The following is a 20924-nucleotide window of genomic DNA, read 5'->3' as shown; positions in this document are numbered from 1 at the left end:
TAAATTAAGGAGTATTCAATATGAAAATAACTAACTATATCCTCGCAGCTCTGGCCGTAAGCTTATTGATATCTTGTGCATCAACAACTCGTTATCTAAATGGTAAATCTGAATGGTATCGAGAATTACATCGTGAAGGATGGGCTGAAGACGGTGGTGATAGCGAAGTGATAAACCAAGTCATCAAAAATATAAAAAATAAAAACAATGGTACTAGTAATTATTATGATCGACATACGTCACAATATACTGTTGGTAATTGGAATTACGAGTGGGACCAAGTTGCCACTAAGGCGGAAAATAATAATAATTACTTACAAGCCACAATATACTCATCAATTGCAGCCTATCCTTTCGTAAATATGGATAAACATGCTCAGCTGTCTTATAAAAAAGCACTGATAAATTACAAGAAAGCAGTAGAAAAGGGTGGATTTAACCTAGAATATATACCATTGTCTTCTGAAAAAGGAGATATGCAAGTTGCGCTACATTTACCTGAAAATAAAGATAAGGATCCACGTCCTGTCATCATAATGACCAACGGTTCAGATAAGGTATTGACTTATTTATACCCCTTTTACAGGGACTACTTCAGCCTCCAAGGTTGGGCAATGATTTCCTTTGACCTACCTGGGATTGGGGCTAATAGTTTAATTCAACAAGATCCCAGTAACACCAATAGTATTCACCAACGTGTTTTACAATTTATAAAAGACGATCCAAGGTTAGATGAAAATAGTATTGCTTTAGTTGGCAAGAGTTTTGGCGGTCACTCAGCTGCCAAAATGGCTTTTACCGATCAAGATGATTTATCCGCCGTTGTGAGCTGGTGCGGCGTTATTAATCGTCCATTTAAAAATTTAAGGTTTTCAGCACATAAAGCACCACCGATGACAAAAGATGCTTTCATTTCACGTTTCTCTTTAAGCGAAGAAGCACTGTATCAGCGAGGACATGAATTAGCGCTATCCGAAAAGTTCTTAGGTAAAGTACAAACGAGTGTACCAATATTGGCCATCAATCATGGAAATGATAAGCTTTCTCCATTAGGAGATATGAAACTATTAAAGATGTCTTCAAAGGCAGGAGAAGTTATCGTGATTGATGAAGATAATACTGAAGGACATTGTTCATCAGATATGCCATCGTTACAACAAATTATTCCCTGGTTAACGCAATATCTGTAGCCAGTGAGTTAACACTTAGATTTTGCTAAACAATAAATAAATTGGAGTTATTCCTTTATGCGGGTATTGGTTGTCGATGATAATTATGACATAGCGAGTTCAATTGTTGATTATTTAGAATACAACAAGCATCATGCAGATTTTGCTATTAACGGTTCTTCCATGTTAGAACTGGTTGCACAGAACAGCTACGATGTGATTATTCTTGATGTGATGATGCCCGGATTATCTGGCTATGAAGCTTGTGAAAAGCTGAGGCAAGAGTTGATGTCAAATATTCCCGTATTATTTCTGACCGCACGTGATACGCTTAAAGATAAACTACAGGGGTTCACGGCGGGAGCCGATGATTATTTAGTAAAGCCATTTGCTATGGAAGAATTATTAGCGCGTGCAAATGCCTTATCTTTGAGAGCAATACAACACAATACTCGCTTAATTGAAGTTTTTGATATAGAAATTGACCTGCAAAAGCATAGTGTAAAACGTCAAGGTAGTGCTATTGAATTACCACCTAATCAGTTTAAATTATTGGTGTTATTAGCAAAAAAATCGCCTGATGTGGTTGGTAAACGAACGATGGAATATACGTTATGGGGAGAAGATATACCCGACAGTGATGTATTAAGAAGCCAAATGTATCAACTACGAAATAAAATAGATAAACCCTTTTCTACTGCGCTAATTAAAACAATTCATAAAATAGGTTTTAAACTTGCCCCCAATGATAACCTTTAGAAAAAAAATAACTCTCGCTTTTATTTCCTTTGCTATTATTTTATCCACTGCCTATGGTTGCATTATATGGGGCAGTGCTTACTGGATTGAAGATAACCTTTATCAACATATCCTTGAAAAGCAATATAGTAAGTTCAAAGAAGCATATCAGAGGAATCCGAAAATACGACTTTCATCGGATAGTATATTTAAAGCCAAAATTATACCAACAGATGAAATACCTGAACAATATCGTCACTTAGATAATATTGTTGCTGAAGTTGAAGATCAGCAGGTATTGCTTAGTGCTATAGCGCCAGATACTTGGTATTTGTTAACCATAGACGAGTCCTATGGTGAAATAGACTCTATCGTTCCCTTTATCATTTATACTGCGCTTATAATCGCTTTAATTGTGGCGCTTTGTGGTGTGATTATGGGTTCATACGTCGCCAAACAGTTATCAGCACCAATAGAAGATCTGGTCTATCAAGTAGAAAAAAGCACACCCGAAGAGTATAGCGAAATTAGTTCGTTTAAAAATTATGAAATGCATCGGTTGTCCAAGGTTTTTAATGGTGCTTTAAACCGTGTTAGGGAGTTTTTAAAACGAGAGCAGGCATTTACTCAGTCTGTGAGTCATGAACTTCGTAGTCCTTTAATGGTGATGAATGCTAATGTAGCCTTACTGGAAAATGACAAAAACTTCCTTAGCAGAGCATTACCAAGACTAAAACGCGCAACAACAGAAATGGAAAAATTAACTGAAATATTTATGTTATTAGCGCGTGAAGAAAATTTATCCTTATCAGAAACAGCAGTTAACCCTAAGGAGATTATCGAAAAATTAGTAGTTGATAAAGAAAGATTAAACCATAGTAATTTATGCTGGAATATATCAAGCGTTCGCTGCAAAGATCTTTTTGTGTCTGCAGATTTATTTAAAATCGTACTAAAAAATATCATTGATAATGCCTATAAATACGCTAAAGAGAGTGTAACTGTTGTTATTAATAATGAATCAATAACATTCAAAAACGCAATCGCACCTGAAATTTCAGCAATAAATGGTTCAGGTGTCGGTATAAAAATTATTGAAAGAATTTGCGAAACAATTGCTTGGAAAGTCGATGTTCACATTGATGAAAGAAATTACTCCCTTCAGTTAAGTTTTGTCTCAGATTAACAGCTAAAAAAACTGTTTACATAGTTCCAGCATTGCTGAATAAATCAAACTTTAGGCAATTCACTCTCTGAACGTTTGTTTTTTAACGTTACTTAACTTCAATATAATAATCATTTTATAGCCTAATATTAATCTGATTAAATTTTTTGATAGATACTCCTCAGTCATAATATTGTTCCTCTTTGCTACATCTAAAACGATTCAACTAGATATAGTTCATAACGTATTTATTCTATTTTTTATAAAAAAATACGCGCTAAACAGCAACAAGTTCGCAAGGCTGCAAGTTGATATTTCATTAATAAATAGCACTCACTTAAATATAATGGCAAAGAAGTCAGGCAAAACAAAAATAGACATCATCAATGATTTAATAGAAAAAGCCTATTTAAGCTACTTGGAAGAGCAAGAGTGATTACAGTGTAATTAGAGTTTTCTTTTATGAAAATCAATTCATAAAACATATTCGAGTTGTTTTGAAATGCTGTAAGGAAAATGTGTTATTTTAATCATATTGTGCGATATGTATAAATGCAATTTTTGCGATTAAGCAACCACGAAATCATCATGTTTTTTTGTTTAATTAAATCTAAAAGAAAAAGTTACATACCGCGAAAAATAATTCACAATTATCTAAATGCTCAGCTTCATCTGACACTGATAAATTGTCTCTAAAACATTTAAGTAGTAAGCTGTTAAAAATTATTAAGAATTACCTTGAATATTGGGTTTAACTTTTTAAAGTTAAAAAATTACATACCCAGAATTCAGGTATTAAGCTGTTAAATTCATGGATGCAAATACAAAATGAAATTTGAAGAAACTATTGATATAGAAAAATTGAAATCACATATTTCTGACGTAGGAGCACGAACAGCAATTAATCATGCAAAAGATATGGCCTATGATCTTTCCTCAACAATCGAAAGTAAGAATAGTCTTTCGTCAACGCATAAAATTTATAATGAACTTGCAGATATTGAATTGGGTGTGGAACAAGCACTGTCAGCAATAAAAAGTATGTTTTCAGATCTCCCCACATCTGATGAGAAGAAGAGGTTTTGCAGTTATAGCTATCCAACACTAAGAATTTAACAAGCGTAAAAGACGCACTTGCTGCGAGCGTTAAGGTTGTAGAACAATTAAAAATTAACTCTACCGGCTCGTTATATACTAAAAGGATCCCAATGAATAAGTTTATTATCCTAATTTTTGCCATCTACTCTACTTACGCGTTAAGTGATGATATTGATTGCACTAAAGCAATAAATACTATCGAGATTAACTATTGTGCTGGAGTTGAATTGAAAAATGCTAAACGCCAAATGGAAGCATATTTAACTAAAAGTAAAGAGCACAATAGCTATGATCTTGAACTCATCAAGTCGATTGAAGTGGCACAGGAAGCGTGGTCATTGTATACAGATGCGCATTGTGACTCAATCTATACAATGTGGCGAGAAGGTACAATTCGAGGTGTAATGCACTTAAGTTGTAAAACTAAACTTACGAAAGCGCGAACACACGAAATTTGGACAAACTTCCTTACTTATATGGATAGCACGCCACCTGTATTGCCTGAACCCAAGTTGTAGAATTGATAAAACCTACATCAAGCACTTTAAACGGAACGCAAACAGTTGACAGGCGTTAATTACACCTACACTTTTTGTGTGGACAACATGTGAGATTTCAATTTAAATTTTAACCATTTAATTTAATGTAACTTTAAAGCTTTTAGAGCGCCCAGTTTGAGAATTTCGATTTCCAGAATGTAAAATTAAAGCCATTTTGATTCCTCTTTATGTCTTTAGTAAAAGAATGATTGATGAATTCTCTACAACCAAGTTAATTTTATAAAACAAGGCTCAACAGCTAATATCGATAGCTTTAAAAAGAGAATGTTAGATTGTGAACAAGTCCAGCAATGCTTTTATGTCACTGGGCATACTGATTTTATTTTAATTATTACATCTCAAAATATGCTGAAAAATGTAAAGTAGGGTTAAATATACCGATTTAACCTTACTTGATTACGCACAATAATAATCAATGATTAATTTTCTTTACTGTGTTTATAACGAAATAAACATATACACAAAGCGGCTAAACTCAAAGATATCGTCGTTGCCATTGCCGCACCTTTAATACCATAAAGCGGGATCAAGGCGAAATTTAAACTGCCATCCAGTATTAAAGTAACAATGCCAACAATTACAACCCAAAAGCCTTTATCATCATATTGCAACCAGGTAGAAGAAAAAGCAGCAAATGACCAAATTAAATATCCACATATCAATAGCCAAAGTGTTTGAATTGCCTGCGAGTAATCAGGACCAAATAAAGATAAAAGCTTTTCACCCGCCACTAATAGAGTAATAGCAATTAAGCTTGTTGAAATCATAATAACTTTTTGCCCTTGCCAAAATAATGATTTAGCACTTTGATAACCTTGTTTTATGGCTGGTGAAATTAAAGGTAAGAATAAACCTACTATGGTGACTTGTGCTATTGGAATGATATGCGCAGTTGTTGTTGCAGCCGCAAAATGGCCAACTTCATGTTCTTTTGCAAAAAGCTCAAGCATAAACAAATCAATTTGATTTACTGCCATAGTGACTAACATAGCCAACATCATCGGAATAGATAATTGCAATGTTTGTGCTGAATTTATAAAGTGCGGACTGCGTTTTAATTCAATTAAATTAAGCTGCCTAATTTTATACCATTGAAAACTAATTACGATAATCACAGATAATACACCTGTTAATATTACCTGCCATAACGCAATTGTATTAAGTAAAAAAATAAATAATATGATTAAAGATATTTTTAAAACAGGTAACATTATTCGCCAAGGCAAATTCGCTAGCGCTAAATGTTTAGCCGATTGTAAAATACGACTTAATAAAGCACCGAATGCAATAAGGGGAATAGCAAATGAAATTAAAACTAACGGGTGATGTTCTTGTAGATCAGTACTGCCGATATGCAATACACTTAAAATATACGTTGTAATAATCACTAAGCTAGATAACGATAAAGCAATGATCAGATAAAACCGTAAAAACTCCCAAACGTCTGTATTATCTTTATTAGCAAGCCCAGTTGATAGCAATCTAGGGGCAACTCTATCTCCCCCTAATAAGATTAAAACACTACTAATAGTGGCAAATGCATAAGCCACTTTATAATCACCATATTCATGACTTGTAAGTGACTGACTTAAAGTTAAGTTAAATCCATAATCAGCAACAAAACCTAGAATGACTGAAATAATAAGAACAAAACTGCCTTTTTTTAAGTAATCACCTGAAGTATTTAATTCAGAATTTTTAAATGCCATTATTTTTAATAACTTAGAATGAAATTATCATAAAGAGTAAACCTCGAAGTTTTTTTAATCAAGTAAAGCCAAGGAAATACAATTAGCTAATTTCATCGGGAATAATATTTTGTGATGAGTCTATTTAACGATCCTATCCACCCCCCTACAGAGTGACCGTTCACCAACAAACAAATCAATTAAAAAGTAAGGCCTCTGAAAAGCAATTAGTTAAATTTTATTCTCTGTTAGTATCTCTATATACAAAAATAATTAGAACAATAATGGGAATGTTTTTAGTAATTGGTCCGAATGGGTGCAACCAAAAACTCACATCAATAACGGTTAAAATTAACGTGTAGAGCACTATTACTGCTACTTGCACAATGCAGCATAATCTTATTCTGAATGATGTTAACAACCAAAGACCAATTACAATATCTAAAGATCCCCCGGCATAAACCGATACATCTGCCATTAAGCCAGTAATACTGGCGCTTGCTAATATTTCATAGCCAACTTCCGGCGAGAAATAAATAGAGGTTATTCCGGTAAAAATCCATAAAAAGGAAAGTGAGTATTTGGCAGCCTTCATTAAACCATCCTCATTTATAGTATTCACATCCTCTCCTTTAAGCTACAGGGAATGGCTTGAAAACCATTAACCAGAAGATGGCCAAAATTGCAGCAAAAGCAGGAATACCTAATAACGTCCATATTCTCATCAACGATTTAAACTCTGGTGTCACTTGATGTGAATCTTTAGAAGCTTTTGCCAATTCACGCAGTTTATATTGAATACGTAGTACAGGTAACCAACAGAGTCCAATAAAGGAGAATAATCCTGCAACCCAATAAAACCATGGTGCTGAAAATGAATATCCTTGCATATTCATCAAAAATATCCCAGTTGTTATTTGGGTAAAAACAGCTGGGGTTGTGAAAATCCAATCGCCTAAAATAACATGTTTGGCCGTTATATAAATTGCTTGAGGATTGTTAGAGCGATTAGCCATGAACATAAAAAAAGCAATGCCCGCGCCAGTGCCAGTTACGACAACCGCTGCTAATATATGGATTAGCTTAAGGACTAAATAATATTCCATTTCCTTTCTACTGCCTTTTCTTCAAAATAAGTACTCCAGCAAGATTTCCAACAATTCTTTTACCAAAATTTCCATCCCCTCCTAGAATAACTACTTTTTTCATTATCTTAATTCCTTACATACTCTTTACATTGGATAGCAAAATCTACATGGTAGTGTTCATCATGCCTTACCCACGAAGGTTTAGTAGAAAACTGAATATGTTTTTTAAGATATGAACCGTATGGCGTTTTGAATAGTTCGGGTTGTAGTTTAGGATCAAAGATTACTCGCCATAAATCGACACCTTGTGTTTTCGCCTCTTTATGCAAAGCAACAATATGAGCAGCTAAGGCGATATAATCAATAGTATATTCTTCGTATTTTCCTTTACTATCAAATTCAATATTGTAGCCAAACTTGTTTAGAGGATGAGTGGGCAAGTGCATTGATTGGCCTGACTCATCTTTAACAGGTGTCATAAAGTCTACTGATAACCCATTGCGATGCGTTTTATGTGGTTTGAATTGGCCGCCATCTTCGAACCCTGTTTCTGCATACTTAAAGACTTTGTTGGGCTGTTCAGTTTCTAACGATTTATATGCACTTGTGATGATTTTTTTTACTTGAGAGTGGACATAAGTTCTACCAGCTAATCTAGCAATATCCCTGTAACCTACAAAGTTTGTTCCTGAGCTAGGCAGCTCAATTCCATTTTCTAAACGTCCTTTTGAAGTTGTGCCATAGCAGGTGCTTTCTTCTGCTATAACGGCATGAGAAGATAAGCTAAAAATCAACATACTGGATCTTAATATTTTCATAATATCCTTTTTATTTTCCAGTTAATTCCATAATAAATAGCAGCTCCAACTAACCCGCTATATAGACACACCTTGTGTAACATCGACACTGAAATTAACCCTAAAAAATGATTATCTAATGTAAAAGGAAAGAATGGTTCAACATCAAAATGCATAATACTATCAAGTAAAACATGACTAAAGCTGCCTACAAAAGCACTTAAAAATACAACCCACCAAGCAATTGATATAGGGCGTTCATGCTTATAAAGTTTAAGTATTTTTAAGCCTAGCTCTGATAAATACTTCCCCGTCAACGCTGCAAAAATAGCAATTACAATTGCACCAATATAGGTATGAGTAAAGCCATGTAAATGACCTTCACCTGTGATCAGAACAATAAGCGGCTGAATATCCATAATAATTTGAGTCCAACCAAATAGCATTAAACTAAAACTGCCCCGCAGTATCGATTTTATTAGTATGCCAGGACCCATATGAATTGGCGTAAACGGCATTATGATTCCCTTTTCTCATTAATAATTGAAGATATAAATTCGATTACGATCAAAACAAACGATTTAGATTACCTTTTATTTTTCAAAAATCTATTTTCATTTGCTTTGCTAGGTAACATACAGCTATCAAGCTTACCAAATAAATAATACCTATTAAGAGCAATACGATCATAAAGCCAATTTCTTATGCCCTTAGGGATCACTTTAAAAACGTACAATAAACGCCATGGGAATCCAAGCTTATTTACGACATTTAAAAATGCATCACTTTTATCAAAGTATTGATTACCTTCTACATACAACATCGTATCAAAATGATCCGTTGGCATATTAAAATGCGCTAGTATGCTTTGGCCTTCAGGAGATTGTACGCTACATAGTTTAAAGCGCTGTCGGTTATCATATTTAATGATGAAATTGCTCCAAGCATTACAAAGCTTGCAGATACCATCAAATAAAATCACACAGTCATTTATATCAACGTTAGGAGGATACTTTTCGACAGTCATACCTTCCCCTTTCTGTGCTCATTTTTTATTTCTTTCTTTAGCTCGTCCTTTAATTCGACAAGTAAAATTAAGCTAAAACCGATTAAGGTAATATTGGTGGTAACGGGATTAAATGCTTCAATAAGTAGTTGAGGCTGCAATATTGCCACAAAACATAATAAGCCAAAAAGCCCGATAATGTTTAATAAAATTATCGTTTTATTGCGATAAAAAATGAAGAATAAAACTCCGAAAATAACCTCTCCAACACCCGCTGATTTAGTCACTAAATAAGAAAGCTCATTCGATAAACCAATGCTGGCAGTCATGGCTTTTTCTAATGGTGCAATATGAACAAGTTTTGGAAAAATCCCATGATATAACCAACTAAAGGAAATAATGAATCTTGCAATTTGTAGTGATGACAAAGTGAACCTCTTTACTTATGAAAGCTTGATTAAATAGCGATTAATTTTTTATTTGAGCGGTAAACCAATCAATTCATCAAGCGCAGTATTTAATTCTGGATATGTAAAATTAAAACCTTTACTTTGAATTTTAGCTGGCATGACTCTTTGGCCTGTAATAAGCACTTCGTCAGCTAATTCGCCAATCATTAGACTCAGTAATTTCCCTGGAACCCTTATTCGCAAAAAAGTTTTTAGGTGCTGACTTAAAGTATCTGCGAACCTTTTATTTGTCACGGGATTCGGCGCTGTCGCATTAACTGCACCACGTATATCTGATTGATTCATAATATATAAAATCATTGCAATCAAATCATCACGATGGATCCAAGACATCCATTGTTGACCATGAGAAATTTGCATTGATAAACCGTATTCAAAAGGTAAACGTAACTCAGCAAGAGGCCCGCCATCGTGCCCTAACACAATACCAATGCGTAATAAGCAAACGCGAGTATCTGATGATTCAGCTTTAAGTGCTTGCTCTTCCCACTTTCGGCATAACGCGTGAGAAAAACAATCAACAACACTGCCACTTTCATCCAAAATATTGTCTTTATGTGGTCCATAATAACCAATAGCGGAGCCATTTATTAATACTTCAGGTTTATGTTTAAGACGTTTGATAAGCTCACATATATTGGCTGTGATTGTTAACCGACTTTCTACAAATTTTTCTTTACGCTTTTTAGTCCACCTCCCTCGAGCAAGGGGTTCTCCGGCCAAATTAATAATGACATCAAACTCACTATTATCTTCAATCTCAGAAAAATCAGTAATAACATGGACCTTACCTTTAAACGCTTTAACCGTAGCGTTAATATTTCGACTTAATAGGGTGATTTCATGATTCAGTGTAAGTAACACCTGTACCAACCTTTTTCCAATAAAACCCGATCCCCCAGTGATCAGCATTTTCTTTTTATCACTTTGGTATATTTCAAACTCCATTAACGGCATATGACCTGTTTAACCTTGTGTGTAGATTTTGTCTTCAGTAGAAATACTAAGCGCATCAAAATAGGATGTGAATTCACTTAACTGTAATAAACCAATACAAGGCTTAGCACCACTACCCATTTTATTATTTTCTAAAAGCTTTTTAATTAGAATAATGCTTGAAAGCGTTGGAATATAAGGGCCGTTACCTTTTGGTGCATACAAGGTCCATTTTGCTTCTTTAGCATTACCATCATTGCTTTTGCCTTTTATAAGTACTTCCATCGCGCCCTTGTCACTACCAAAAGGAAGAAATACATTACTAGTGTCAACAATTGCTTTTGATAACGGCGCCCAGTTTTTTACTAATCCTATTTTAGATAGGTAGGCCATGCCTACCATAGCTTTATGCAATAATGGAAGCTCTAAACCAGCTTGAAAACTGACTTGCTGAGATACATTATATCGAGCCGGAAAAAGTTCTAAATCTGGCACATCTACATTGGCTAAGTGACGCTTGCCAATAAAGCCACCAAAGTCGTTTATCCCAGAGTCCATCCAGCCATAAACATCTTGCCATCTACCTGCTTTAAACACGTTCAACGGATGTCCTGTGTAAGATAGAATTGCTTCAACAGTTGCCAAGCCACGCTCTGCTTTATTGCCCGGAGCAATCGCTAAATTGATAGATTCAATAATACTAAATTGATGTTGATAATGTTCAACTACGGCTGAAGATAACCCTGGTACAGAACTGGCACCACTTACAATGAGCACTCCTTTGTCTTTTGCTTGACTATCTAATTTTGCAATGTCGCAAACAAACCTTCTGTCATCGGCTAAATCAATATAATGAGCACCACATTCAATACACGCTTTTGGCACACGGTAATTTTGTCCCTGAAAAGGGCCGCTGGTATGAATAACCAGATAAGGTGAAAGGGCAGTTAATTGTGCTTTAAAATCATCAGCGAATATATCTATTTCTAAAGGTTCTAAACTGGCAACTGAAGTATCTGCTAAATTTTGAACTAATGCTGACGACTTAGTTAAATTTCTGCCAGCAATGACTATCGTTATGCCATCAATACCAGCGAGGTTTTCAACAATTCTTTTACCAAAATTACCATATCCACCTAGGACCAATACTTTTTTCACTTAGCTTCTCTCTTTAATCGCCAATTAATTCCGTAGTAAATAGCAGCTCCAACTAACCCGCTATATAGACACACCTTGTATAACGTCGACACTGAAGTTAATCCTAAAAAATGATTGTCTAATGTAAAAGGGAAGAATGGTTCAACATCCCAATGCATAATACTATCAAGTAAAACATGACTAAAACTGCCAATAAAAGCACTTAAAAACACCACCCACCACACAATTGAGGTGGGGTTGTCACTCTTAGAAATCCTCAGTATTTTCAAGCCTAACTCTGATAAGTATTTCCCCGTTAAAGCTGCCAATAATGCAATTAATATTGCGCCAATAAATGTATGGGTAAAACCATGTAGATGACCTTCGCCTGAGATTAATACGATGAGCGACTGAATATCCATAACAATCTGAGTCCAGCCAAATACCATTAAACTAAACCTGCCTTGCAGCAATGATTTAATAAGGATTCCGGGTCCCATGTGTATTAGTGTGAATGGCATTATGAATTCCCTTGATGATTCATAATTAAGACCGTGGCTTTGGCAACTGCTTGTGAAGATTCTTTCAGTTTTGCCTGTAATAAAAAGTGAGGTCCATCAATTTCAATGAACTCAATATTTCTAAATACATTGCTAAACTCTCGGCTTTTTCCAGGTGATATAAGCCTATCTGAAAGCGCTTGAATATAAACGGTGGGTACATCAAAGGTAGCTGAGGGAAGTATTTGCTGGCTCATTACAGCTAATCTACTTTTTAAAATATGATCTGGGATTGATTTAGTAACTTTTATAAATTTTGATAACAGTGCTCTTGATGCATCTTTGCCAAGTAATAATAACTTATGACCAATTTTAGATAATGGGGCTGAAGCTAGCTTTTTTATTGGCAAAACCTTAGCTATCGGTAGCAGGTATCTATTAGGACAACTTAGAAAGCTAGCTACAAATATAACACCTTTCAAATTAGGGATATCTTGCTTTAGCAACTCTGGAACTATGCCCCCTGAAAACGACTCTGCTAGTAATATATAGTCTTCTTTTGGCAATTGTTCTTCTATTAATTTAGCTAAATAAGAATGATCTTGAGGACCCTGTTGTGGCAAGGCAATAACTAAATAATCACCATCATGGTATGACAAGAACTCTTCAAATAGTTCCCCTGTTCCATCCATTCCTGGTAATAATACTAGTTTCAAAATAAACCTTATCCTATCCTTGTGGTTAGCAAAACTTAACTACTCAAATTACGCTCAAAATTAACGATATCAACACCAGCTTTCACTTTGTACTGCTGGGCTAATCGACCACCGGATTTCACCTTTTCATCGATTGTTTCAAACATGTCAGTCGATTCAATACGTCTAATTAAGCTTTTACGTTGAATTGTTTTTCCTATGATGGTTTCAATAACAGACTTTAGCTGTCCTACGGTAAAATACTCAGGTAAACAATACACAGGCACCATAGAATACAATGCTTTTTGTTGAAGGCGCTCTTTTGCTTGATCAATAATAACCTTGTGATCAAAAGCAATAGATAAACTATTTATATTTTTTATATCTATCCATTGAACATCATCAACAGTATCTATGTGTGATGAAACTTCTTGCGCAGGTATTAAAGCAAAGTAAACCAAAGTCACACTAAACCCTCGAGGATCACGGGCATTACCTGAAAATACTTGAAGTTGTTCTAAGTACTGGGGTGCTACACTCGTTTTTTCTTCCAGCTTTCTTAAAGCGGTTCCATCTGTTGTGGTATCTGAATCAACATCAACAAAACCACCAGGAAGGCCCCAGTTACCAATAAATGGCTCATTTGCTCGCTTAACCATCAGAACTTTTAAAGCATCATCTTTTACCGTAAATAGCACGCTATCAACAGTAAAAATAGGATTTTTGAATTCATTAATATCGTAAGAGTTTGTCATTTCACTCATAAAAAGTAAACTTTATGTCTTAATGACACATTAATGTAATTCCTCTTTTTCATCAACAAAAACAACCTATAAAATCAGTTTTTAAATAACACCTTACAACTTAGTGTCTTTATGACACAAATAACTTGATCAATATTTAACTCTTTGATAGATTTATTTGTGTCCTAGCGACACAAACATAAAAAGGAAGTAATAATGAAAATATTTAGCCATGACTCAACAGGAAATAAAACACCGATTAGCTTTGACAGTTTTACTTTTTCTGGCGGAGAAGAGCATATCCGCTTTAATCCAATGGACTTTGCAACTACGGTAAAAGTAGAAATCTTTGAACGTCTTACTGACTCTTCAAAGCTAGTTCAGTTAATGATTGCCGTTGATGCGCTCAAAAGACTTTCAAATGAAGCGACTCCTATTGAATTGGTTATTCCTTATTTTCCTTATGCACGTCAAGACAGAGTATGTGTTGAAGGCGAAGCGCTAGGTGCAGCAGTTATGGCAAATTTCATAAACAATTTAGGCTTTGCCAAAGTAACTATTTGGGATGCGCACAGTGAAGTATCACCAGCATTATTAAATAGAGTAGTAAACGTACCACAAATTAACTTGCTTGAGCGATGCGATGAATTAAGCCAGCGTCTATCTACAGGCGAACTTACCTTGATATCACCTGATGCTGGCGCTAGCAAAAAAACAATCAAAATTGCTGAGACATTTAATGGTGAGCCTGAAGTTATTCAAGCACAAAAAATGAGAAATTTGAAAACAGGTGAAATCATTAAAACTGAGATCCTTGGCGATGTTAACGGAAAGAAAGTACTTATCGCTGATGATATTTGTGATGGAGGCAGAACATTTATCGAGTTAGCTAAAGTATTAAAAGACAAAGGCGCTGTGGAAGTTTCACTGTTTATCACACACGGTATTTTTTCAAAAGGATTAGAAGTATTTGAAGGGCTAATTGACTCTATCTATACAACTGATTCATTTAGAGCCGCTGAAGAATTCAGCACGAACAATAAAATTAAATTACAAATTATTGAGATGTAAGGAGACTATCATGACTATTACCGCTGCTAGTATGCAAAAAGATGTTTATAAAGAATTCCACAGCCGAGCTTACCACCCTGATGTGACCGAAGTTTATGCTAACTTCACATCAAGAAGTGGCAAGTTAAGTAATGTTGAAAATAGCGACAAAGTAGCATTTGTTGGTCTTCAATATTTTATTAAAAGCTACTTACAAGAAGAGTGGGCTGAATTCTTTAACAGTGATAAAGCTGTCGCTGTTGCAAACCATAAACGTATTATGAGTTCAATGTTGGGCTACCCTGTAAACGTCAAGTATTTAGAAGACTTACACGATTTAGGTTATTTACCATTAAGAATAAAAGCACTACCTGAGGGAACGCTCGTACCTTATTTGGTCCCGCCAATTACTATTGTTAATACCAAAGAAGGCTTTCAGTGGTTAACAAATATGATTGAGACAGTATTAAGTTGTGAAAACTGGCCAATCCAAACAAGCGCGACTACTTCAGTTGCTTATTTAAAAGTATTCAAGGAATTTGCTAATAAAACGGGACTTCCTTTAGATTTCGTTCCTTTTCAAGGACATGATTTTAGCTTTAGAGGTATGTTTGGTAAGCACGCTGCTGCTATGAGTGATTTTGGTCACTTAGCTTCAGGGCTTGTAGGAACAGATACCATACCAGCAGTATTATTTGCTGAAAAATACTATGGCGCAAACGTGGATAATGAACTTGTAGGCTGCTCTGTAGATGCTACTGAACACTCTGTTACTTGTTCTTGGATCATGGAAGGTGAAATTGAGTTCTTTAAATATTTAATGAAGGAGCAATCTCCAACTGGGATATTAAGTGTTGTATCTGATACTTGGGATTTTTGGACATTAGTAACTGATTATCTTCCACAGCTTAAAGACGAAATAATGGCTCGCGATGGCACATTAGTGATTCGCCCAGACTCTGGAGATCCGGTAAAAATATTAACAGGTTATAAAATTTCTCCTGTTTCTGAGTACAGTGAGCTATTCCAAACTCAAGATGAAGCTGAAAAAGATGTGAAAGAAAATGCATATGAAGCATATCGCTGGAATGGTGAATATTACGGTTTCGAAAATAATGGCTTTGATAGTGAACAAACTATCCAATTAATGCCTTGTGAAGTTAAAGGGCTTATTGAATGTTTATGGGATACTTTTGGTGGAACTACTACCAGCAAAGGGTTCAAGTTACTTGATGATCATATCGGTGCTATTTATGGTGATGCTATTACTCTTAAACGCCAACGTCAGATTTTACAACGCTTAATGGATAAAGGATTCGCTTCAAAAGTAGTGTTAGGAATTGGCTCTTACAGCTATCAATATGTAACACGTGATACACATGGTTCAGCAGTAAAAGCTACTAGCGTTGTTAAAAACGGTGAACGTGTTGCTATTTTCAAAGACCCAAAAACTGATACTAAGAAGAAATCAGCTAAAGGTTTATTAAAAATTGAGCGAGTGGACGGTGAGTTAACCTTGTTTGATAACGTGACTGATGAAGAAGAAACTCAAGGGTTATTAGAGGTTGTTTTTGAAGATGGAAATCTTACAAAGGAAACTACTTTAGGCCAAATAAGAGAAGTAATAAACGAACAAATTTAGCCTCTATACAGAATAGCCTGATGGAATCCAAGCCGCTCCTTCACTGGTTCATATGCTAATTTGTACATAGGGAATGACATGAAAATAAGAAGTAATGAACAACTTATCGATAAGTTGTCTCAAGATGAAAAAGTAAAATATGTACTTTTCTGGGGGCATCAAGAAAAAAAAGGTCAAACAACAAAAAGTTGTTTTAGCCAATGGTATGACTCACCTTTTGTTGTAGGTGAGACTAAATTTTTAACTGCTGAACATTATATGATGCATGCAAAAGCCCTGTTATTTGATGACTTGACTGCTGCAACAAAAGTATTATCTGCGAATACTCCAGGGGAAGCTAAAGCCATAGGACGTGAGATACAAAATTTTAATGAAGAACAGTGGTTAAAAAATAGGTTCGAAATTGTTGTAAATGCTAATCTGGCCAAGTTTTCCTATAACTCTGAATTAAGACAATATCTTATTAGCACTGGTGACAGAGTTTTAGTTGAAGCTAGCCCCGTGGATAAAATATGGGGCATTGGACTAGCAAAAGATGACCCTCTTACAGAAAACCCTACCGATTGGCAAGGGTTGAATTTATTAGGGTATGCGCTAATGGAAGTTAGAAATAGATTATTGAAGAGTTAAATGATGGAAAAACAATTAACAAAAACCTCAAAATATTTAAGCTTTATTTTGAGGCATAAACCCGATGCGATTGATTTGGCTCTCGACGAAAATGGCTGGGCTCTTATAGATGAATTGATCGAGAAAACAACAGAGGTAGCACTCAACATTAATATTTTGAAACTTGTCGTAGAAACCAACGATAAACAGCGATTTGCAATGGATATTAATCAAGGAAAGATACGAGCAAACCAAGGGCATTCAATCGAGGTTGATTTATCTTTAGAGCCTGTCACTCCTCCTCCTGTTCTTTTGCATGGCACAGCAAAACGTTCTTACGAAAGTATTATAAAACAGGGATTAACCAAACAAAAACGCCATCACGTTCACTTAAGTGAGTCAAAAATGATAGCTACTTCAGTTGGTCGTAGATACGGTAAACCTATATTGCAAAAAATAGATACTAAACGCATGCATGAAGAAGGTTTTCAATTCTTTCGTTCAGCCAATAACGTTTGGTTAGTAGATGCTGTTCCAGCTAAGTTTATTAGTGAAAAGCATGAATAAAGATAAGATTAAAATCATTAACGCTGATATTACTAAGTTAGATGTAGATGCAATTGTTAATGCTGCAAACCAAGCTTTATGTGGTGGTGGAGGTGTTGATGGAGCAATTCATAGAGCAGCAGGACCTGAGCTACTTGATGTATGTAAAACGTTAGGAGGATGTAATACTGGTTTAGCTAAAAGGACTCCCGGTTTTAACTTGGCTGCTAGTCATATTATCCATACCGTTGGACCTGTTTGGTATGGTGGTCATAAAAATGAAGAGGATTTGTTGGCGTCATGTTACTTGGAGACCTTAAAATTGGCAAGCATACATAATGTAAAATCTATAGCTTTCCCAGCGATCAGCACAGGGGCATATCGATTTCCTATCAAAAAAGCATGTGATATTGCGATTAAAACTATTGTTGAATATTTATCATCTGATAACCAATTAGAACGAGTGTTATTGGTATGTTTTGATGCAAAGATTGAAAGGCAATATCAGAAATTGTTAGTTATTAAGTAAATTTGTGTTTGATTTATAATTAAAAACTGATTAAGATGCGCCCGTTCAACTATTCACCACATCATTTCGATGGTGAATTCATCAACTAACTGTAAAGGAGAAAATATAATGACATTTACATCAACATCCTTTGCAGGTCTTATCCGATAAGAAATTTGTAGCTTAGCCAGACTTATTTAAGTAAAAAGTTAAATAAAAAAATCCTAAGCACTTTAAACCTAAGCCATTAACGCTAGTTGTTTAAATAGTTTCCCTCGGTTCATTTCGATAGAAAGCCAGACCTGCCAATACGTATTACGTTTTAAATCCTCATTTCTAATAAAGAGAAAGGAATTGGTATTATGGGCAAATCCGTCCAAAAAATTACTGAAAACGTTAGCCTCATTGCATCCAAAGAAACTTGGATTGAAGGGCTAGCAATAGATCAACTGATCAAAACATCAGAATTAAGTGGTATGCACAGCGTAGCTGGCATGCCTGATTTGCACCCTGGGAGAGGTTATCCCATTGGTGCTGCATTTTTTACAACTAACAAAATTTACCCTGCGCTTGTAGGGAATGATATTGGCTGCGGTATGTCACTTTGGCAAACCTCAGCAAAAGTATCCAAAGTTAACTTAGATAAACTGGCTAAGAAGTTTGAGCATGTAGAGCTGCCTTTAGATGGAAGCTGGTCTGAAATTATTGAAAACCGAAAGGCTGATAAAGGTATAACAACCGATAACTATGATCGTGCTCTAGGCACCATTGGTGGTGGTAATCACTTTGCTGAATTTCAGACCATCGATGAGGTGTATGACCAAATAGCGTTAGATGAGTTAGGGCTTAATAAAAAGCATTTACAGCTTCTTGTTCACTCAGGCTCTAGAGGTTTAGGTCAATCAATTTTGGTTGAGCATATAACTAAGCACAACCATGATGGCTTAGTTACTGATACTGAAAAAACTGATGATAACGACTTTCAGGATTACATGACCAAGCATGATGAAGCGGTTCGTTGGGCTGAGCTAAATCGTGAACTGATTGCCAAACGCTTTTTAGAAGCAATTAGAGCGAATGGTGACTGCGCATTAGATATTAACCACAATTTAGTTTCATCAAAAAACATTGATGGTTGTGATGGCTGGCTACACCGAAAGGGCGCAACACCAAGTGATAAAGGCTATGTAGTGATACCTGGTTCACGTGGTGATTATAGCTATTTGGTGAAACCCATTACCTTGAATGAAAAGCTTAGTAATAGTGAAACTAGCGATAACTTAAATACAAGTCTGTTTTCATTAGCGCATGGTGCAGGAAGAAAATGGAAACGGGGTGAGTGTCATGGCCGATTAGGTCACAAGTACAAACGTGAAGACTTATACCGCACCGCACTCGGTAGTCGAGTGGTTTGTGGCAATAAAGAGCTTTTGTATGATGAAGCGCCTCAGGCGTATAAGAAGTGTGAAACGGTGATCAGCGATATGGTTGATGCTGGCTTAATTGAGGTGGTAGCGAAACTACGCCCAGTATTAACCTTTAAAACAAATGGAGATTGTTCATCATGATATTACTACAACTGTCAGCAGGCCAAGGTCCTGTCGAGTGTTGCAAAGCTGTTAGTTTGGCGCTAAAAACAATTGAAAAACAATGTCGAGAGAAAGGAATAAAGCTCGATATTGTTGAAACTATGGCTACCAAAGAACAAGATTGTTTTAAGTCAGTGTTATTACAGTTTGATTCAGAGCAACTTGATTCAAAAAAGGCTGACTCTGAAAAAGAAAGTTCAGCTAAGGAAATAGCTGAGTCTTGGCAAGGAGCTATGCTATGGGTTTGTCAAAGTAGCTTTCGACCTAAACATAAACGTAAAAACTGGTTTTTCAGTGGCCAAATGTATGAAATAAATGAAACCCAACTAGATAAAGGTGTGACATTTCAAACATGTCGTGCTTCTGGTGCTGGCGGCCAACATGTAAATACAACGGACTCGGCAGTTCGAGCTACTCATACTGAAACAGGTATTTCAGTGCGTGTTGAAAGTGAGCGCAGCCAACATGCTAATAAGCGCCTTGCTAGAGCATTGTTATTCCAGAAGTTGGAAGCAACAAAACTTGAGAAAATGACACAACAAGAAAAAAACCGTTGGCAACAGCACTGGGATGTTGAACGTGGTAACCCAGTGAAAACATTTAAGGGTGAAAGATTTGCTGCGGTTTAATCGCAAAATAAATTAAGGATGATGAAATGACAAATATATTGTTTATATGTAGTCGAAACCAATGGCGTAGCCCAACGGGTGAACAAGTTTGGAGAAATCATCCTGAACTATCCGTTAGATCTGCGGGCACTAGCCCAAGCGCTAAGAGAACTGTCAGTGTTAAAGATATTCAATGGGCTGATGTGATTTTCGTTATGGAGCAAAAGCATAAAAGTCGCTTGAAGGCACAGTTTACTAGGTTATTAGATTACAAAGATATTCAATTACTCGATATTCCCGATGAGTATCAGTATATGGATGAAGAATTAGTCGAAATTATGAAGCAATCAGTGGGTAGCTATTTAGAGTTAAACTAAAGGGCATCTTTTAATAAAACTTAAAATAAATAAATAAATAGAGGATAAAATGTAGTAGCTCAGACTTGATCTGACAGTTACCCATTTTAATATGGTGTCTGTCAGGTTAAATTTGAGCTAAGTTTTTTTAAGCTGTTAACACCAAGCGACTTTGTCGTATCTTAATTACCAAGCGATTCTGTCGTAGTCGCTAATTACCAAGCGA

26 protein-coding genes are annotated in these 20924 nt (G+C 35.6%); 14 read left to right on the top strand and 12 right to left on the bottom strand.

What is annotated here, in order from left to right; translation table 11 throughout:
- Positions 1-20: 20 nt before the first annotated feature.
- The 6 genes from BM088_RS23450 to BM088_RS27970 all read left to right on the top strand — a co-directional run bounded on the left by BM088_RS23450 (position 21) and on the right by BM088_RS27970 (position 5096).
- Positions 21-1190, top strand: coding sequence for an alpha/beta hydrolase (locus BM088_RS23450; RefSeq protein ID WP_091990628.1), 1170 nt, complete (start codon positions 21-23; stop codon positions 1188-1190).
- A gap of 57 nt (positions 1191-1247) precedes the next feature.
- A complete protein-coding gene (locus BM088_RS23445) occupies positions 1248-1928 on the top strand; it encodes a response regulator transcription factor (protein ID WP_091990625.1) in 681 nt (226 codons plus the stop codon).
- On the top strand, positions 1915-3093 hold the full coding sequence (locus BM088_RS23440) for a sensor histidine kinase (RefSeq protein ID WP_091990623.1): 1179 nt from the start codon (positions 1915-1917) through the stop codon (positions 3091-3093). Before BM088_RS23445 ends, BM088_RS23440 begins: the two co-directional genes overlap by 14 nt.
- An 807-nt stretch (positions 3094-3900) precedes the next feature.
- A complete protein-coding gene (locus BM088_RS23435) occupies positions 3901-4188 on the top strand; it encodes a hypothetical protein (protein WP_091990620.1) in 288 nt (95 codons plus the stop codon).
- A gap of 92 nt (positions 4189-4280) precedes the next feature.
- A complete protein-coding gene (locus BM088_RS23430; RefSeq protein WP_091990617.1) occupies positions 4281-4688 on the top strand; it encodes a lysozyme inhibitor LprI family protein in 408 nt (135 codons plus the stop codon).
- Between the two features lie 237 nt (positions 4689-4925).
- Positions 4926-5096 carry an Lrp/AsnC ligand binding domain-containing protein gene (locus tag BM088_RS27970; protein WP_342742248.1) on the top strand — a complete coding sequence of 57 codons (171 nt, stop codon included), beginning with the start codon at positions 4926-4928 and terminating at the stop codon, positions 5094-5096.
- A 53-nt stretch (positions 5097-5149) separates the two neighbouring features.
- On the opposite strand, the gene BM088_RS23420 is transcribed toward BM088_RS27970, so the two are convergent.
- From BM088_RS23420 to BM088_RS23365, 12 genes are all read right to left on the bottom strand, one after another.
- The gene (locus BM088_RS23420) at positions 5150-6439 is read right to left on the bottom strand and encodes an oligosaccharide flippase family protein (RefSeq protein WP_091990612.1); all 1290 of its coding nucleotides are present in this window, start codon (positions 6437-6439) and stop codon (positions 5150-5152) included.
- 217 nt (positions 6440-6656) lie between these two features.
- Positions 6657-7040 carry a DoxX-like family protein gene (locus tag BM088_RS23415; protein ID WP_245763904.1) on the bottom strand — a complete coding sequence of 128 codons (384 nt, stop codon included), beginning with the start codon at positions 7038-7040 and terminating at the stop codon, positions 6657-6659.
- 10 nt (positions 7041-7050) lie between these two features.
- Positions 7051-7524 carry a DUF2269 family protein gene (locus BM088_RS23410; protein ID WP_091990610.1) on the bottom strand — a complete coding sequence of 158 codons (474 nt, stop codon included), beginning with the start codon at positions 7522-7524 and terminating at the stop codon, positions 7051-7053.
- A gap of 107 nt (positions 7525-7631) precedes the next feature.
- On the bottom strand, positions 7632-8324 hold the full coding sequence (locus BM088_RS23405) for a penicillin-insensitive murein endopeptidase (RefSeq protein ID WP_143085145.1): 693 nt from the start codon (positions 8322-8324) through the stop codon (positions 7632-7634).
- Positions 8321-8821, bottom strand: a complete 501-nt coding sequence (locus tag BM088_RS23400; protein ID WP_091990607.1) for a metal-dependent hydrolase — start codon at positions 8819-8821, stop codon at positions 8321-8323. Before BM088_RS23400 ends, BM088_RS23405 begins: the two co-directional genes overlap by 4 nt.
- Before the next feature lie 68 nt (positions 8822-8889).
- Complete coding sequence (locus tag BM088_RS23395; RefSeq protein ID WP_091990604.1) at positions 8890-9330, bottom strand: thiol-disulfide oxidoreductase DCC family protein; 441 nt, start codon at positions 9328-9330, stop codon at positions 8890-8892.
- The gene (locus BM088_RS23390; RefSeq protein ID WP_091990602.1) at positions 9327-9737 is read right to left on the bottom strand and encodes a DoxX-like family protein; all 411 of its coding nucleotides are present in this window, start codon (positions 9735-9737) and stop codon (positions 9327-9329) included. Before BM088_RS23390 ends, BM088_RS23395 begins: the two co-directional genes overlap by 4 nt.
- Before the next feature lie 48 nt (positions 9738-9785).
- Positions 9786-10727 (bottom strand): TIGR01777 family oxidoreductase, encoded by a 942-nt coding sequence (locus BM088_RS23385; RefSeq protein ID WP_177208154.1) that lies wholly within the window; start codon positions 10725-10727, stop codon positions 9786-9788.
- Between the two features lie 18 nt (positions 10728-10745).
- Positions 10746-11873, bottom strand: a complete 1128-nt coding sequence (locus tag BM088_RS23380; protein ID WP_091990596.1) for a saccharopine dehydrogenase family protein — start codon at positions 11871-11873, stop codon at positions 10746-10748.
- A complete protein-coding gene (locus tag BM088_RS23375) occupies positions 11870-12373 on the bottom strand; it encodes a metal-dependent hydrolase (protein ID WP_091990593.1) in 504 nt (167 codons plus the stop codon). The genes BM088_RS23380 and BM088_RS23375 overlap by 4 nt, the downstream gene beginning before the upstream one ends.
- Positions 12373-13068, bottom strand: a complete 696-nt coding sequence (locus BM088_RS23370; RefSeq protein WP_143085144.1) for a serine aminopeptidase domain-containing protein — start codon at positions 13066-13068, stop codon at positions 12373-12375. Before BM088_RS23370 ends, BM088_RS23375 begins: the two co-directional genes overlap by 1 nt.
- A gap of 35 nt (positions 13069-13103) precedes the next feature.
- Positions 13104-13802 (bottom strand): NUDIX hydrolase, encoded by a 699-nt coding sequence (locus BM088_RS23365; RefSeq protein WP_091990671.1) that lies wholly within the window; start codon positions 13800-13802, stop codon positions 13104-13106.
- 204 nt (positions 13803-14006) lie between these two features.
- On the opposite strand from BM088_RS23365, the gene prs reads away from it, so the two are divergent.
- The 8 genes from prs (at position 14007) to BM088_RS23325 (ending at position 20719) form a co-directional block, all read left to right on the top strand.
- Complete coding sequence (prs, locus tag BM088_RS23360; RefSeq protein ID WP_091990588.1) at positions 14007-14861, top strand: ribose-phosphate diphosphokinase; 855 nt, start codon at positions 14007-14009, stop codon at positions 14859-14861.
- A 10-nt stretch (positions 14862-14871) separates the two neighbouring features.
- Positions 14872-16482: a nicotinate phosphoribosyltransferase gene (locus tag BM088_RS23355; protein ID WP_091990585.1), complete on the top strand. Its 1611-nt coding sequence runs from the start codon at positions 14872-14874 to the stop codon at positions 16480-16482.
- Positions 16483-16560: 78 nt separating this feature from the next.
- Positions 16561-17112, top strand: a complete 552-nt coding sequence (locus BM088_RS23350) for a riboflavin biosynthesis intermediates N-glycosidase (protein ID WP_091990582.1) — start codon at positions 16561-16563, stop codon at positions 17110-17112.
- Entirely contained in the window at positions 17113-17658 is a 546-nt protein-coding gene (locus tag BM088_RS23345; protein WP_218156551.1) for an RNA 2'-phosphotransferase, read from the top strand.
- Complete coding sequence (locus BM088_RS23340) at positions 17651-18166, top strand: O-acetyl-ADP-ribose deacetylase (protein WP_091990579.1); 516 nt, start codon at positions 17651-17653, stop codon at positions 18164-18166. The genes BM088_RS23345 and BM088_RS23340 overlap by 8 nt, the downstream gene beginning before the upstream one ends.
- Before the next feature lie 341 nt (positions 18167-18507).
- The gene (locus BM088_RS23335; protein ID WP_091990577.1) at positions 18508-19713 is read left to right on the top strand and encodes an RNA ligase RtcB family protein; all 1206 of its coding nucleotides are present in this window, start codon (positions 18508-18510) and stop codon (positions 19711-19713) included.
- Positions 19710-20363 carry a peptide chain release factor H gene (prfH, locus tag BM088_RS23330; protein WP_091990575.1) on the top strand — a complete coding sequence of 218 codons (654 nt, stop codon included), beginning with the start codon at positions 19710-19712 and terminating at the stop codon, positions 20361-20363. Before BM088_RS23335 ends, prfH begins: the two co-directional genes overlap by 4 nt.
- Positions 20364-20389: 26 nt before the next feature.
- Complete coding sequence (locus BM088_RS23325) at positions 20390-20719, top strand: low molecular weight protein tyrosine phosphatase family protein (protein WP_091990573.1); 330 nt, start codon at positions 20390-20392, stop codon at positions 20717-20719.
- Positions 20720-20924: the final 205 nt, after the last annotated feature.

It is taken from the genome of Pseudoalteromonas denitrificans DSM 6059 (assembly GCF_900112265.1).
In the GTDB taxonomy this organism is placed as follows: Bacteria; Pseudomonadota; Gammaproteobacteria; order Enterobacterales; family Alteromonadaceae; genus Pseudoalteromonas; species Pseudoalteromonas denitrificans.
Note: the sequence above shows the minus strand (reverse complement) of the source record. Positions and strands in the feature narration are given on the sequence as shown.

What these genes read in the sequence shown, in the direction of transcription:
- BM088_RS23450 (WP_091990628.1), top strand. Translation starts at nt 21, where the DNA reads ATGAAAATAACTAACTATATCCTCGCAGCTCTGGCCGTAAGCTTATTG.
- BM088_RS23445 (WP_091990625.1), top strand. Translation starts at nt 1,248, where the DNA reads ATGCGGGTATTGGTTGTCGATGATAATTATGACATAGCGAGTTCAATT.
- BM088_RS23440 (WP_091990623.1), top strand. Translation starts at nt 1,915, where the DNA reads ATGATAACCTTTAGAAAAAAAATAACTCTCGCTTTTATTTCCTTTGCT.
- BM088_RS23435 (WP_091990620.1), top strand. Translation starts at nt 3,901, where the DNA reads ATGAAATTTGAAGAAACTATTGATATAGAAAAATTGAAATCACATATT.
- BM088_RS23430 (WP_091990617.1), top strand. Translation starts at nt 4,281, where the DNA reads ATGAATAAGTTTATTATCCTAATTTTTGCCATCTACTCTACTTACGCG.
- BM088_RS23420 (WP_091990612.1), bottom strand. Translation starts at nt 6,439, where the DNA reads ATGGCATTTAAAAATTCTGAATTAAATACTTCAGGTGATTACTTAAAA.
- BM088_RS23410 (WP_091990610.1), bottom strand. Translation starts at nt 7,524, where the DNA reads ATGGAATATTATTTAGTCCTTAAGCTAATCCATATATTAGCAGCGGTT.
- BM088_RS23405 (WP_143085145.1), bottom strand. Translation starts at nt 8,324, where the DNA reads ATGAAAATATTAAGATCCAGTATGTTGATTTTTAGCTTATCTTCTCAT.
- BM088_RS23400 (WP_091990607.1), bottom strand. Translation starts at nt 8,821, where the DNA reads ATGCCGTTTACGCCAATTCATATGGGTCCTGGCATACTAATAAAATCG.
- BM088_RS23395 (WP_091990604.1), bottom strand. Translation starts at nt 9,330, where the DNA reads ATGACTGTCGAAAAGTATCCTCCTAACGTTGATATAAATGACTGTGTG.
- BM088_RS23385 (WP_177208154.1), bottom strand. Translation starts at nt 10,727, where the DNA reads ATGGAGTTTGAAATATACCAAAGTGATAAAAAGAAAATGCTGATCACT.
- BM088_RS23375 (WP_091990593.1), bottom strand. Translation starts at nt 12,373, where the DNA reads ATGCCATTCACACTAATACACATGGGACCCGGAATCCTTATTAAATCA.
- BM088_RS23365 (WP_091990671.1), bottom strand. Translation starts at nt 13,802, where the DNA reads ATGACAAACTCTTACGATATTAATGAATTCAAAAATCCTATTTTTACT.
- prs (WP_091990588.1), top strand. Translation starts at nt 14,007, where the DNA reads ATGAAAATATTTAGCCATGACTCAACAGGAAATAAAACACCGATTAGC.
- BM088_RS23355 (WP_091990585.1), top strand. Translation starts at nt 14,872, where the DNA reads ATGACTATTACCGCTGCTAGTATGCAAAAAGATGTTTATAAAGAATTC.
- BM088_RS23350 (WP_091990582.1), top strand. Translation starts at nt 16,561, where the DNA reads ATGAAAATAAGAAGTAATGAACAACTTATCGATAAGTTGTCTCAAGAT.
- BM088_RS23345 (WP_218156551.1), top strand. Translation starts at nt 17,113, where the DNA reads ATGATGGAAAAACAATTAACAAAAACCTCAAAATATTTAAGCTTTATT.
- BM088_RS23340 (WP_091990579.1), top strand. Translation starts at nt 17,651, where the DNA reads ATGAATAAAGATAAGATTAAAATCATTAACGCTGATATTACTAAGTTA.
- BM088_RS23335 (WP_091990577.1), top strand. Translation starts at nt 18,508, where the DNA reads ATGGGCAAATCCGTCCAAAAAATTACTGAAAACGTTAGCCTCATTGCA.
- prfH (WP_091990575.1), top strand. Translation starts at nt 19,710, where the DNA reads ATGATATTACTACAACTGTCAGCAGGCCAAGGTCCTGTCGAGTGTTGC.
- BM088_RS23325 (WP_091990573.1), top strand. Translation starts at nt 20,390, where the DNA reads ATGACAAATATATTGTTTATATGTAGTCGAAACCAATGGCGTAGCCCA.